The sequence below is a fragment of the Nocardioides sp. GY 10113 genome (assembly GCF_004919105.1).
GTDB lineage: Bacteria > Actinomycetota > Actinomycetes > Propionibacteriales > Nocardioidaceae > Nocardioides.
On the sequence record NZ_STGK01000011.1, the window covers coordinates 67,359 to 79,949 of the forward strand.

A 12,591-nucleotide genomic window follows, 5' to 3' on the forward strand; every position below is an offset into this window, starting at 1 on the left:
TCGGAACGGGACTCAGAACTGGTGCCGCAGCGGGTACCCGCTCGCCCCGTCGACGGTCTTGGTGGCCAGCACGTGGTGGAGCTGGATCTCGTTGCGCTCGAACGCGATCCGCGACCCCGCCATGTAGAGGCCCCACACCCGAGCGGTGCCCTCGTCGGTCTCGGCGACGCAGGCGTCCCAGTTCGCGGCGAGGTTCGCCGACCAGCCCGCCAGCGTCTTGGCGTAGTGCACCCGGATGTTCTCGTGGTGCTGCACCTCCAGGCCGGCGTTCTCGGCCGCGCGGACGATGGTGCCCGAGCCGGTCAGCTCGCCGTCGGGGAAGACGTAGCGGTCGATGAACGCGCCCGCGGTCGGCTTGCCGCCGCTGTAGTGGCGGGTGATGCAGTGGTTGAGCAGCCGACCCTGCGGCTTGAGCCGGCCCTCGATGAACCCGAAGTACGACGGGTAGTTCGCCACCCCGATGTGCTCGGTCAGGCCGATCGAGCTGACCGCGTCGAAGTCGGTCTCGGGCACGTCGCGGTAGTCGGAGAACCGCACCTCGGCGACGTCGTCGAGCCCCTCCTTCTTGATCGCGTGGGCGGCCCAGTTGGCCTGCTCACGGGAGAGGGTCACGCCGAGCGCCTTGACGCCGTAGTGGCGCGCCGCGTGGCGGACCATTCCGCCCCAGCCGCAGCCGAGGTCGAGCAGCCGCTGGCCGGGCCGGAGGTCGAGCTTGCGGCAGATCAGGTCGTACTTGTGCTCCTGCGCCTCCTCCAGCGTCGCGTCCGCCGTCGGGTAGACCGCGCAGGTGTAGGTCATCGACGGGCCGAGCACGTACTCGTAGAAGGTGTTGGAGACGTCGTAGTGGTGGTGGATCGCGTCGGCGTCCCGCTCCTGGGAGTGCCGTCCCCACCTGCCGAGCGCCCGCAGCCCCTCGAGCCGGTGGCGCCACGCGGGCAGGTGCTCCTGCGGCGGCGGCGCGGGCGGGACCAGGTTGCCCAGCCCGAGCGTCCGGACCAGGGCGAGCAGGTCCCCGGGCTTCGGCAGGCCGAAGTCGGTCATGTCCTTGAGCAGGCTGAACGCCGGGTACGGGTCGCCGGGGTGACAGCCGTGCAGCACCAGGTCGCCGGCGACGTAGGCGCGGGCCAGGCCGAGGTCGCCCGGGGCGGTCAGGATGTAGGCCAGACCGCGCTCGTTGACCAGCTCCAGCCCGAACTCCGAGTCCGGCGGTCCGGCCTGGCTGCCGTCGTACGCCTTGAACCAGAGCGGGAGCCCCCCAGGGAAGAAGGACTCGATCGTCGGCGCGATGCCACGGGTGGTGCTCATCGACTCTTCACCGCCTTGTCATAGAGGTTGGTCAGCCGGTCGTCGGGGTCGTAACGCTGCTTGAGCGCGGACAGGTTGTCGGTGTTGTACAGCGCCGCGAACTCCTCGGGGCCGTAGAACGCCTCGGAGTAGAGCGACTTGTGGCCGCCCAGGGCGTGCACCTTCGCCTCGATCGCGCGGTTGCGGGGCGCGTCGACGGCCTCCGGCCCGACGTGCACGGTGCCCCAGAAGCCGACGTTGACGTAGAGCCGGCCCGGATCCAACGGGTACGTCGACCAGCGCCCGCCGTCACTCGCGCCGGTCGAGACCAACGGGCACAACCACACCGGCCGCATCCCCACCTCGGCGTCGAACCAGTCCAGGAACTCCCCCAGCGCGTCGACCGGGACCTCGATGTCCTGCACCACCCGCTCGCGCTGCGGCCGGCCGGCACGCCGGTCCAGCCGGTCCGCGACGGCGAACCGACGGTCCAGGTGGAGCAGCCTCATGTAGACGTCCGAGCGCCGCCAGCGCCGCGGCCAGAGCCGGCGGATCCTCGGGTTCTGAGCGCCGAACGCACCCGAGCACCAGAACCAGTCGGTGTCCCAGCGCCACAGGTAGTCGTACATCGTCAGGAGGTCGGTCTCGCGCTCGGCGACCGAGCGGAAGTAGACCTGCTGGCCGGTGTAGTCGCTCGGCCCCGCGACCCCGGGGACCTCCGCGGGGTCGTCGGTCCAGCGGGCCAGGGTCAGGTAGTACTCCCCCGGCGCGAAGGCGACGCCGTCCATGCCGTGGACCGGCTGACCCTCGTGCTCGCCCGTCGCGGCGACGGTGGCCATCGCCTTCTCCAGCAGGCCCGTGTCGTCGAACCGGAGATGGCGCAGCGCGACGAGGCCCGGCACGGGCTCCAGCCGGATCCGCAGCCGCGTGGCGTAGCCCAGGGAGCCGTAGGAGTTCGGGAAGGCGTCGAAGAGCGCGTCGCCCGGTCGGGTGGTGACCACCTCGCCGGCGCCGGTGAAGACGTCCATCTCCAGCACCGACTCGTGCGGCAGCCCGTTGCGGAAGCTGGTCGCCTCGATGCCCAGGCCCGTGACCGCGCCGCCGAGGGTGATCGTGCGCAGCTGCGGGACGACGTAGGGGATCAGGCCGTGCGGCAGCGTCGCGTCCACCAGCGCCTCGTAGGTGCACATGCCCTGCACCTCGGCGATCGGCCCGAACGGGGTCTCCGGCAACACCTCGATCACGGCGTCCAGTCCGGAGACGTCGAGGCCCGGGGCGGCGGTCGCGGACCGCGCCCGGAACAGGTTGGTGGTCGGCTTGGCCAGCCGGACGGGGGCGCCCTCGGGGATGGAGGCATAGGATTCCGCCAACCGGGCGACGGCCCGGCGGTGATCTCCCCAGGACCGGTAGGGCATGCCGGTCAACCTACTCCCCCGTAGGTGTCGTCGGGGTTTCAGTTCCGCGAAACCTGGCGTCGTACCAGGTCAGAGGCTCAGCGAGCCGCCGATCGCGCCGCGCGGGTCGCCGGTGTGGACCAGGACCCCCGAGCCACCGGCGACGTCGCCGAGCGCCGCGGCGTCGGCGTCGGCCAGCGCGCCGGACTCGCCGAGCACCACGCAGGCGTCGACGCCCGAGGCGCCCGAGGCGACCGCCATCGCGACCACGGCCTGCACCGCGCTCAGCCGCAGCGAGGGCAGGTCCACCGTCGCGGCGGCGTAGGTGCGTCCGTCGGTGTCGCGCGCGGCGGCGCCCTCGGCGGCACCGATCCGGGCGCGGGTGGCGCGGGCCAGCGTGACCAGCTTCTTGTCCTCGGCCGACAGGTCAGTCATCGTCGGTCCCCTCCTCATCGTTGGCGCGGTCGTGGGCGCGGTCCCTGACCAGGTCTCGCGCGCGGTCCGCGGTGCGGGCGATCAGCACCGTGCCGATCCGGTTGCGGCGCCCCGACGCCTGCTCGGCCTCGAAGCGTAGGCCGTGCGCCTCGACCACCGAGCCAGGGATCGGCACGCGGCCCAGGTGCTTGGCGAGGAGGCCGCCGACGGAGTCGACGTCCTCCTCGTCGACCGAGAAGCCGAACAGCTCGTCCAGGTCGTCGACCGGGTAGCGCGAGGGCACCCGGAACAGCCCGGCCTCGAGCTCCTCGACCTCGATCTCGGCCGCGTCGTACTCGTCGGTGATCTCGCCGACGATCTCCTCGAGCAGATCCTCGATGGTGATCAGGCCGGCGGTGCCGCCGTACTCGTCCACGACCACCGCGACGTGCTGGCGGCGGGCCTGCATCTCGCGGAGCAGGTCGTCGACCGGCTTGGACTCCGGCACCCAGTGCACCGGGCGCATGATCTCCTCGACCCGCTGGGTCAGCTCGACCTCGGGGTCCTCGAAGTCGCGCCGTACGACGTCCTTGAGGTAGGCGAAGCCGCGGATGTCGTCGAGGTTCTCGCCGACCACGGGCATCCGGGAGAAGCCCGAGCGCAGGAACAGCGAGAGCGCCTGGCGCAGGTTCTTGTGGGACTCGATGTAGACCACGTCGCCGCGCGGGACCATCACCTCCCGCAACGTCGTGTCGCCGAGCTCGAAGACGGAGTGGATCATCTTCCGCTCCTCGGCCTCGATCACCTCGGTGGCCTCGGCGAGATCGACCATCTCGCGCAGCTCGGTCTCGGTGGAGAACGGGCCCTCGCTGAACCCGCGACCGGGGGTGATCGCGTTGCCGAAGGCGATCAGCAACCGCGGGATCGGTCCCAGGACCCTGGTCAGCACGGCCAGCGGCGCCGCGGAGTAGAGGGCGACCCGCTCCGCGTGCTGACGCCCGAGCGTGCGTGGGGCGACGCCGATCACCACGAACGAGACGACCAGCATCACCGCGACCGAGACCGCGAGGCTGGTCCACCAGTCGCCGATCTCCTCGGAGAAGAACAGGGTGACCAGCACGATCGCGGCGACCTCCCACAACAGCTCCAGGAGCAGGGCCGTGTTCAGGTGCCGGGGCGCGTCGTCGAGGACGCTGACCAGCCGGCGCGCGCCGGCGCGCCCCTCCTCGACGAGCTCCGCCGCGCGGGCGCGCGAGAACGAGGAGATCGCCGCGTCGGCGGCCGTGAAGAGTCCGGCGAGGACAACGAGGAGGGCAGCCGTTCCCAGCTGCCAGATATCACCGCTCGACATGTCGTCAGGCGCGCCACTTCGCGAGGAGCTCGTCCTGGAGACCGAACATCTCCTTGTGCTCCTCCGGCTCGGCGTGGTCGTAGCCGAGCAGGTGCAGGATGCCGTGGACGGTGAGCAGCTCGAGCTCGGCGAGGGTGCCGTGGCCCGCCTCGGCGCCCTGGCGCTCGGCCACCGCGGGGCACAGGATCAGGTCGCCGAGGACGCCCTCCTCGGGCTCCTCGTTCACCTTCCCCGGACGCAGCTCGTCCATCGGGAAGGCGAGCACGTCGGTCGGCCCCTCCTTCTCCATCCACTTCTCGTTGAGCTCCGCGATGGTCGCCTCGTCGACGGCCTTGATGCAGAGCTCGGCCTGCGGGTGCACCCGCATCCGGTCCATCACGAACCGGGACAGCTCCGAGAAGTGCTTGACGTCGAGGCCGCTGCCGGACTCGTCGAGGATCTCGATGCTCACTTCTCCATGCCCTTCTTCTGGGTCTTGGGGCGCTTGCGGGGCGCCGTGCCGGCGGCTTCCTGCTGCTTCTCGGCGTCGAACGCGTCATACGCCGCCACGATCCGGCCGACCAGCTTGTGTCGGACCACGTCCTGCGCGGTCAGCCGGACGAAGGCGAGGTCCTCCACGCCGTCGAGGATCTCCTCGACGACCCGCAGACCCGAGGAGGTGCCCGAGGGCAGGTCGACCTGGGTGACGTCGCCGGTGACCACGATCTTGGAGCCGAAGCCGAGCCGGGTCAGGAACATCTTCATCTGCTCGGGCGTGGTGTTCTGCGCCTCGTCCAGCACGATGAAGGAGTCGTTGAGGCTGCGGCCACGCAGGTAGGCCAGCGGCGCCACCTCGATGGTCCCGGCCGCGAGCAGCTTGGGGATCGACTCGGGGTCGATCATGTCGTGCAGCGCGTCGTAGAGCGGGCGCAGGTAGGGGTCGATCTTCTCGCTGAGCGTGCCCGGCAGGAAGCCGAGCTTCTCGCCGGCCTCGACCGCCGGCCGGGAGAGGATGATCCGGTTGACCTGCTTGGCCTGGAGCGCCTGGACGGCCTTGGCCATCGCCAGGTAGGTCTTGCCGGTGCCCGCGGGGCCGATGCCGAACGTGATGGTGTGCTGGTCGATGGTCTCGACGTAGCGCTTCTGGTTCAGCGTCTTGGGCCGGATCGAGCGGCCGCGGTTGGAGAGGATGTTGAGGCTCAGCACGTCCGCCGGGCGCTCCTCGCCGCCGCGCTGCTGGCGCAGCATCGTCGCGACCCGGTCCACCGTCTCGGGGGTGAGCCCCTGACCGGTGCGCAGGATCGCCACCATCTCGTCCAGCAGCCGCTCGGCCAGCATCACCTCGTCCGGGTCGCCGGCCAGCGTCACGCGGTTGCCGCGGACGTGGATCTCGACCGCGTAGGCGCGCTCGACCTGGGCGAGGTGCTCGTCCCCGGGGCCGAAGAGGCTGACCATGTCGATGCTGTTGGGCACCACCACGGTGTGGCGGGTGCCGGTGGGGCGGGAGGGGGCGTGTTGGTCGCTCATCCGGGCTTTCTGCGAGTACGGCGGAAGGGTGCCCTCCATGGTACGCGAGGGCACCGCCTGCCAGCGCGGCCCGGGATCAGCCCGCCGCGAACGGCAGGTCGCCGCCGGCCAGCAGGTGCAGGTGCGCGTGGAAGACCGTCTGCCCGGCGCCGGCGCCGGTGTTGAAGACCAGCCGGTAGTCGTCGTGGCCCTCGGCGATGGCGACGGCGCGCGCCGCCGTGACCATCTCGGCGGTGGCCAGCGGGTTCGACTCCGCGATGGCCGCCGCGTCGGGCTGGTGCTCCCGGGGCACCACCAGGACGTGCAGCGGCGCCTTGGGGGCGATGTCGCGGAACGCCACCGTGCGCTCGGTGGTGTGCACGACCTCGGCCGGGATCTCGCCGGCGACGATCTTGCAGAACAGGCAGCTGGGGTCGGTCGGCACGTCCGCGGCGGTCTCGGCAGTCACGGTGCCCAGCCTCCCAGACCCACCGATTCGGTGCCACGCCGTGTCAACCCTCGGCCGGGGTCGCACGTGTGACTAGCGTGACCGTCCATGCAGCCGTCGACGGAGCGCTGCCCGGCCTCGCGGCGCCCACGGGGTACGCCGTGAGCGACGAGCGCGCCCGCGAGGAGGCCCAGCGGGAGGCCGACGCGGCCGTCGAGGAGCTGTACCGCCATCACTGGGACCGCATGGTGCGGCTCTCCTACCTGCTGGTGCACGACGAGGGCATGGCGGAGGAGATCGTGCAGGACGCGCTCGTGGCGCTGCACGAGAAGTGGGACCGGATCGACGACCACGACCACGCCGCCGCGTACCTGCGCCAGACCGTGGTCAACCGGTCGCGCTCGGCGCTGCGCCACCGCTCGGTGGTGCAGCGCTTCCTGGCGCGCCAGACGGGCACGGACGAGGCGCCGAGCGCGGACCAGCCGGTCCTCGCCGACGACCACCGGCACCTGATCCTCGGGGCGCTCGCCGAGCTGCCGCGCCGCCAGCGCGAGGTGCTCGTGCTGCGCTACTACCTCGATCTCTCCGAGGCCGAGATCGCCGACACGCTCGGCATCAGCCGGGGCGCGGTGAAGAGCCACGCCTCACGCGGGTCCGCGGCGCTGCGGACCGTCCTGGACCGTCTCGGGCCCGATGTGAGGGGAACCTGACCATGCCCGACCGTCCCGACCAGCCCGAGGCCGGCGACCCGCGATCCCGCGAGGCCCCGGCCCCGGACGAGCTCCGTTCCACCCTGCACCACGCCGCCGCGGGCCTCGCGCCGGGCGACCGGCTGGGCGACGTCCGACGGCGGATCCGGGCCCGGGCCACGACTCGCGCACCGCGCCGGTGGCTGCCGGTCGCCGTCGGGGCCGCCGTGGCCACCGCGGCGGTGGTGGTCGCCGCGGTCACCGTCGGCCAGGTGACCGGCGCCGCGAGCCGACCACCGGCAGCGGGACGGACGCCGACCGCGGCCACCGCCGGCGGCCCGGTGGCGCTCTACTTCGTCGCCGAGACCGCCACCGGGCCCCGCCTGTTCCGGGAGTTCGCGACCCTGCCCGGCGTCGTCTCCACCCCGGACGGCGCCACGCCGTCGGCCACCGACGCGACGGTGCTGGCGGCCCTCGGCGGGCTCGCCGCCGACCGCGGGCCGGCGGACCCCGACTACCGCACGCTGTGGCCCGCGGGCGCGTTCACCGCCGCGGCGGTCCGGACCGGTCAGGTCGTCGTGGACCTCGCGCCGGCGGCGCTGCGCCGTCCGCCCGGCGTCTCCCGCGGCGAGGCCCTGCTGGGGCTGCAGCAGGTCGTCTACACGGCCGAGGCCGCGATCGGGCGCGCCGTACCGGTCAGGTTCACCGTAGGCGGCGAACCGGCTCCGACCGTGCTCGGCCTGGGCACGCGGGGCACCGTCGACCGCGACCGCCAGTACGCCGTCACGGCGGTGGTCAACATCAGCGACCCGGCCGAGGGCCAGCGCGGCGGCGACACCCTGACCGGCGGCGGCACGATCGGCGAGTACGTCCCGGCCGTGCGCTGGACGCTCACCACCGCTGGCGGCAGGGTCGTCGAGCAGGGCCGGGCCAGGATCCTGGCCGCCGGAGAGGGCGGCACCACCGAGCACGCCCGCGGCTGGGAGACGCCCCCGATCGATCTCGCCGGCCTGCCCGCCGGCGAGTACACCTTCACCGCCCTCGTGCGATCCGTCGGACAAGGCTCCGGCGCGCCCGCCACCTTCACCGACGACCGCACGGTGGTCGTGCCGTGACCCACCCGCTCGCCCCACACCCCACGGAGGTCCCACCGATGCACCGAACCCACCGCCGCCCCCCGCATCCGCCGTCGGGGCGGACCATGGCGACGCTCGCCGCGGCGGCGCTCGCGCTGGTCACGCTCGGCGGGTGCGGGGACGACGCCGGCAGCGACGTCACCGACACCGCCACGGACGGCACGGTCAGCGAGGGCCCCAGCAGCGAGACGACCGTGCCGGCGGGCGACCTGCTGGTGACGCCGTTCTACGTCGGCCAGACCCCGCAGGGCGACCGACTGTTCCGCGAGCTGCACCGCGGCGCGAGCCCGGCGGACGTGGTCGGGTTCCTGATGGACGGCGCCGCGGACCCCGACTACCGGACGCTGGTCCCGGCCGGCAGCCTGGCCGAGGGCACCGGGCTGGACGGCACGGGGAGCGACGGCGCGTACACCGTCGAGCTGGCCGGCGCCTCGTGGACCGAGCGACCCGCCGGGATGAGTGCCGCGGAGGCGCGGTTGGCCGTCCAGCAGGTCGTGTGGACGCTGCAGACGGTGCAGACCGGCGACGAGTACGACCCCGGCGCCCGCAACGACGCGCCGGTCGACTTCGTGCTCGACGGCGAGAAGGTCGACTACCTCGGCCTGCCCAGCGGTGCGACGGCGAAGCCGGAGCTGAAGGTACTCGCGCTGGTCAACGTCGTCACCGGCTTCGAGGCGGGGCCGCTCTCCGGCGACAGCGCGCCGGTGACCGGCCTGGCCAGCTCGTTCGAGGCAACGGTGCCCTGGCAGGTCCTCGACGCCGACGGAGCGGTGGTCGTCGACTCGTTCTCCACCGCCGACGGCTGGATGGACCGCCTCTACCCCTGGACCGCCGAGCTCGACCTCACGGCGCTGGGGCCGGGCGACTTCACGTTCGTGGCGGCCACCGACGACCCCTCGGGCGGGGAGGGCGGCGGGCCGACCCAGGACACCAAGGAGTTCACCGTCGAGTGACGGTGAGCCGGCGGTGAGCCGGCGGTGAGCCGGTGGTGAGCCGGTGGTGAGCCGGCGGTGAGTCGTGTGCTGAGCCGGTGGTGAGTCGTGTGCCTGGGAACCCGCTCTGGGCGGGCGTCAGGCACACGACCCGGGCGGGGCCCTGCGGGCTGGATGTAACACGCCGTTGTACGCACTACCCGGTCGTCGTGGGCGCTTGGAGCCCGTTCGAACGGGCTCGAAGCGGCGACAACGGCCGACCAGAGCCGGGTACGGCGTGTTACATGTCCAGCCGCGCCCCCAGCGGGTCCACGGCCCCTGTCGCACTCACGCGGGCCGACGGCCCGGTTGAGCGTGGCCGGCTCCGCTGATCACTCTCGGGCGGCCGAGGTGCAGGTACGGCGCGGCGCCGACACGGGCGACGGTGGCCGCCCGACCGCTCCCCAGGTCCGCCCCGGCGTGGTGGCCGGCCGGCCGATCAGTCGCCGGCGCCCCAGCGCGCGGTCCGCGACAGCAGCGCGGCCGCCGCGGCGACCCCGGCCGTCGAGGTGCGCAGGACCTCGCTGCCGAGCCGGCAGGAGACGGCACCGGCGGCCACGAACCGCGCGACCTCGTCCTCGGTCAGGCCGCCTTCGGGACCGACCACCAGCAGGATCTCCCCGACCGACGGCTCGGCGATGGCCGCCAACGGCTCCTCGGCGTCCTCGTGCAGCACCACCGCGAGGTCCGCGGCCGCGACCAGCTCGGCCACCGTCGTCGTCGTGGCCAGCGGCTCCACCTCCGGGTGCCACGACCGGCGCGCCTGCTTGGCCGCCTCCCGAGCGGTGGCGGCCCACTTCGCGTGGGACTTGGCGGCACGCTCGCCCTTCCAGACCGCGACGCTGCGCGTGGCCGCCCACGGGACGATCCGTGCGGCGCCGATCTCGGTCAGCACCTCGACCGCGAGCTCCCCACGGTCGCCCTTGGGCAGCGCCTGGACGACGGCGAGTCGCGGCATCGGCTCGGGGTGGTCGGCCACCGCGGTGACGGTCACGTCGAAGGAGCGCTTGTCGGTGCGAGCCACCTCGCCGGTCGCCACCCGCCCCAGGCCGTCGGCCAGCAGCACCGACTCCCCCACCCGCAGCCGGCGTACGACGACGGCGTGGTGTGCCTCGTCCCCCTCGACCGTCACCGTGGCGCCGGCGGCGACACCGTCCAGCGACGGCACCAGGTGCTGCGGCAGGGTCATCGGCGAGCGCCCGGCATCAGTGCCCGAAGGCGTCGCGGAACCGGCCGAAGAGCCCCTTGTGCGCCGCGCGTACGTCGCCGGTGGGCTGCTCCTCGTCGCGGAGCCGGGCGAGCTCGCGGAGCAGCTCCTCCTGGCGGGCGTCGAGCTTGGTCGGGGTCTCCACCGCGACGTTGACCACCAGGTCGCCCCGTCCGCCGCGCAGGCCGGGCACGCCCCGGCCGCGGAGCACGACCTCGTGACCGGACTGCGTGCCCGCGGGCACCGCGAGCTCGAACTCGGTCTCGACCGCGGTCTCCTCGGCGTTCTCCAGGTCGGCCTCGAGCGTCGGCAGCGTGAGCGTGCTGCCGAGCGCCGCGGCGGTCATCGGGAGCGAGACGGTGCAGTGCAGGTCGTTGCCGTGCCGGGTGAACGTCGGGTGCTGCGCGACGTGGATCTCGACGTACAGGTCTCCGGCGGGCCCGCCGCCGGGGCCGACCTCGCCCTGCTCGGAGAGCTGGACCCGGGTCCCGGTGTCCACGCCGGCGGGGATCTTCACCGTCAGCGTGCGGCGCGAGCGGACCCGACCGTCGCCGGCGCAGTCGCGGCAGGGGTCCTGGATCACCGAGCCGTAGCCGCGGCAGGCCGGGCACGGGCGCAGCGTCCGGATCTCGCCGAGGAAGGAGCGCTGCACGTGGGCCACCTCGCCCTGGCCGTGGCAGGTCTCGCACGTCACCGGGTGGCTGCCGGCCGCGGCGCCCTCGCCGTTGCAGGTGGTGCAGCGCACCGCGGTGTCGACCTTGAGCTCGCGGGCGACGCCGAAGGCCGCCTCGGCCAGCTCGACCTCGAGCCGGATCAGCGCGTCCTGACCGCGTCGGACCCGGGACCGCGGACCCCGGCCGCCACCGCCGCCGGCCGCGCCGCCGCCGAAGAAGGCATCCATGATGTCGGTGAAGGAGAAGCCGGCGCCCTGCCCGCCGAAGCCGCCGCCGAAGGGGTCTCCGCCGCGGTCGTAGCTGGCCCGCTTCTGCGGGTCGGAGAGGACCTCGTAGGCAGCCGAGACCTGCTTGAACTGCTCCTGGGCCTCCGGGTCCGGATTGACGTCCGGGTGCAGCTGGCGAGCCAGCTTGCGGTAGGCCTTCTTCAGGGTGGCGTCGTCGGCGTCCCGGTCGACACCGAGGAGCTCGTAGAGGTCCTGGGACACGATCTGGTTTCTTCCTTCAGCTCTCGTCGAGGATCCGCGACACGTAGCGCGCGACGGCGCGCACGGTCGCGATCGTGGTGGGGTAGTCCATCCGGGTGGGGCCGACGACGCCCAGCGAGGCGAGGCCGTCCCCGGGGCCGTAGCCGGAGGTCACGACGCTGGTCGAGGCCAGCTCCTGCACGGGGCCCTCGGCGCCGATCCGCACCGTCACGGTGTCGCCGGAGCCGGCCTCACCGAGCAGCTTGAGCAGCACCACCTGCTCCTCCAGCGCCTCCAGCAGCGGCCGGATCGCGCTGTCGAAGCTGCCCCCGAAGCGGGCCAGGTTGGCGGTGCCGCCGACCACGATCCGCTCGTCGGAGCGGTGGTCGCTCATCGCCTCCACCAGCGCCGGGACCGCGGCCTCGGTGGCGGCGGTGACCGGCTCGTCACCGGCCAGCAGGTCGGTCAACGCGGCGACCGCATCGGCGATCGTCTCGCCGGTGGCGGCGAGGTTGAGCCGGGTCCGCAGTCGGCCGAGCTCCTCGTCGGAGATCGCCTCGGCGAGCTCGACCACCCGCTGCTCGACCCGCCCCGTGCTCAGGATCAGCACGGTGAGCAGCCGCGTCGAGGTCATCGCGACGACCTCGATGTGACGCACCGTCGAGCGGGACAGCGTCGGGTACTGCACGACCGCGACCTGCCGGGTCAGCTGGGCGAGCAGACGCACCGACCGGTGCACGACGTCGTCGAGGTCGACGGCGCCGTCGAGGAACGTGGTGATCGCGCGACGCTCCGCCGTGCTCATCGCACGGACGGTGGTCAGCCGGTCCACGAAGAGCCGGTAGCCCTTGTCGGTCGGCACCCGCCCCGCGCTGGTGTGCGGCTGCGCCAGGTAGCCGGCGTCCTCCAGCGCTGCCATGTCGTTGCGGATCGTCGCCGGCGACACGTTGAGCCCGTGGCGCTCGACCAGCGCCTTGGACCCCACCGGCTCCTCGGTGGCGACGTAGTCCTCCACGATCGCCCGGAGCACGGCGAGCCTGCGGTCCTCCTGCATGCCCACCTCCTGGATCT

At 73.1% G+C, this 12,591-nt stretch carries 13 protein-coding genes; 3 read left to right on the forward strand and 10 right to left on the reverse strand.

The window, feature by feature from the left end; translation table 11 throughout:
• Positions 1-12: 12 nt before the first annotated feature.
• The 7 genes from E8D34_RS14120 to E8D34_RS14150 form a co-directional block, all read right to left on the reverse strand.
• Complete coding sequence (locus E8D34_RS14120) at positions 13-1,305, reverse strand: class I SAM-dependent methyltransferase (protein ID WP_136595290.1); 1,293 nt, start codon at positions 1,303-1,305, stop codon at positions 13-15.
• Positions 1,302-2,699, reverse strand: a complete 1,398-nt coding sequence (locus E8D34_RS14125; protein WP_136595291.1) for an FAD-binding oxidoreductase — start codon at positions 2,697-2,699, stop codon at positions 1,302-1,304. The genes E8D34_RS14120 and E8D34_RS14125 overlap by 4 nt, the downstream gene beginning before the upstream one ends.
• Positions 2,700-2,768: 69 nt before the next feature.
• Entirely contained in the window at positions 2,769-3,113 is a 345-nt protein-coding gene (locus tag E8D34_RS14130; protein ID WP_136595292.1) for a cytidine deaminase, read from the reverse strand.
• Entirely contained in the window at positions 3,106-4,443 is a 1,338-nt protein-coding gene (locus E8D34_RS14135) for a hemolysin family protein (RefSeq protein WP_136595293.1), read from the reverse strand. Before E8D34_RS14135 ends, E8D34_RS14130 begins: the two co-directional genes overlap by 8 nt.
• A 4-nt stretch (positions 4,444-4,447) precedes the next feature.
• Positions 4,448-4,894, reverse strand: a complete 447-nt coding sequence (gene ybeY / locus E8D34_RS14140) for an rRNA maturation RNase YbeY (protein ID WP_136595294.1) — start codon at positions 4,892-4,894, stop codon at positions 4,448-4,450.
• On the reverse strand, positions 4,891-5,949 hold the full coding sequence (locus E8D34_RS14145; protein ID WP_136595295.1) for a PhoH family protein: 1,059 nt from the start codon (positions 5,947-5,949) through the stop codon (positions 4,891-4,893). The genes ybeY and E8D34_RS14145 overlap by 4 nt, the downstream gene beginning before the upstream one ends.
• A 76-nt stretch (positions 5,950-6,025) precedes the next feature.
• The gene (locus tag E8D34_RS14150; RefSeq protein WP_240771358.1) at positions 6,026-6,397 is read right to left on the reverse strand and encodes a histidine triad nucleotide-binding protein; all 372 of its coding nucleotides are present in this window, start codon (positions 6,395-6,397) and stop codon (positions 6,026-6,028) included.
• Positions 6,398-6,474: 77 nt separating this feature from the next.
• On the opposite strand from E8D34_RS14150, the gene E8D34_RS14155 reads away from it, so the two are divergent.
• The 3 genes from E8D34_RS14155 to E8D34_RS14165 all read left to right on the forward strand — a co-directional run bounded on the left by E8D34_RS14155 (position 6,475) and on the right by E8D34_RS14165 (position 9,154).
• Positions 6,475-7,086 carry a SigE family RNA polymerase sigma factor gene (locus tag E8D34_RS14155; RefSeq protein WP_240771359.1) on the forward strand — a complete coding sequence of 204 codons (612 nt, stop codon included), beginning with the start codon at positions 6,475-6,477 and terminating at the stop codon, positions 7,084-7,086.
• Positions 7,087-7,088: 2 nt separating this feature from the next.
• Complete coding sequence (locus tag E8D34_RS14160) at positions 7,089-8,180, forward strand: GerMN domain-containing protein (protein WP_136595296.1); 1,092 nt, start codon at positions 7,089-7,091, stop codon at positions 8,178-8,180.
• Positions 8,181-8,266: 86 nt separating this feature from the next.
• The gene (locus tag E8D34_RS14165; protein WP_168929441.1) at positions 8,267-9,154 is read left to right on the forward strand and encodes a Gmad2 immunoglobulin-like domain-containing protein; all 888 of its coding nucleotides are present in this window, start codon (positions 8,267-8,269) and stop codon (positions 9,152-9,154) included.
• Between the two features lie 457 nt (positions 9,155-9,611).
• Here the strand turns inward: E8D34_RS14165 and E8D34_RS14170 are convergent, their stop codons facing one another.
• The 3 genes from E8D34_RS14170 to hrcA are packed head-to-tail and all read right to left on the reverse strand — an operon-like array spanning position 9,612 to position 12,574.
• Positions 9,612-10,361 carry a 16S rRNA (uracil(1498)-N(3))-methyltransferase gene (locus E8D34_RS14170; RefSeq protein WP_136595298.1) on the reverse strand — a complete coding sequence of 250 codons (750 nt, stop codon included), beginning with the start codon at positions 10,359-10,361 and terminating at the stop codon, positions 9,612-9,614.
• Between the two features lie 16 nt (positions 10,362-10,377).
• Positions 10,378-11,541, reverse strand: coding sequence for a molecular chaperone DnaJ (gene dnaJ / locus E8D34_RS14175; RefSeq protein ID WP_136595299.1), 1,164 nt, complete (start codon positions 11,539-11,541; stop codon positions 10,378-10,380).
• 16 nt (positions 11,542-11,557) lie between these two features.
• Complete coding sequence (gene hrcA / locus E8D34_RS14180) at positions 11,558-12,574, reverse strand: heat-inducible transcriptional repressor HrcA (protein WP_136595300.1); 1,017 nt, start codon at positions 12,572-12,574, stop codon at positions 11,558-11,560.
• Positions 12,575-12,591 lie beyond the last annotated feature (17 nt).

Bases quoted from the DNA above. Each gene is read 5' to 3' on its own strand.
- E8D34_RS14120 (WP_136595290.1), bottom strand. From the start codon at position 1,305: ATGAGCACCACCCGTGGCATCGCGCCGACGATCGAGTCCTTCTTCCCT.
- E8D34_RS14125 (WP_136595291.1), bottom strand. From the start codon at position 2,699: ATGCCCTACCGGTCCTGGGGAGATCACCGCCGGGCCGTCGCCCGGTTG.
- E8D34_RS14130 (WP_136595292.1), bottom strand. From the start codon at position 3,113: ATGACTGACCTGTCGGCCGAGGACAAGAAGCTGGTCACGCTGGCCCGC.
- E8D34_RS14135 (WP_136595293.1), bottom strand. From the start codon at position 4,443: ATGTCGAGCGGTGATATCTGGCAGCTGGGAACGGCTGCCCTCCTCGTT.
- E8D34_RS14145 (WP_136595295.1), bottom strand. From the start codon at position 5,949: ATGAGCGACCAACACGCCCCCTCCCGCCCCACCGGCACCCGCCACACC.
- E8D34_RS14160 (WP_136595296.1), top strand. From the start codon at position 7,089: ATGCCCGACCGTCCCGACCAGCCCGAGGCCGGCGACCCGCGATCCCGC.
- E8D34_RS14165 (WP_168929441.1), top strand. From the start codon at position 8,267: ATGGCGACGCTCGCCGCGGCGGCGCTCGCGCTGGTCACGCTCGGCGGG.
- E8D34_RS14170 (WP_136595298.1), bottom strand. From the start codon at position 10,361: ATGACCCTGCCGCAGCACCTGGTGCCGTCGCTGGACGGTGTCGCCGCC.
- hrcA (WP_136595300.1), bottom strand. From the start codon at position 12,574: ATGCAGGAGGACCGCAGGCTCGCCGTGCTCCGGGCGATCGTGGAGGAC.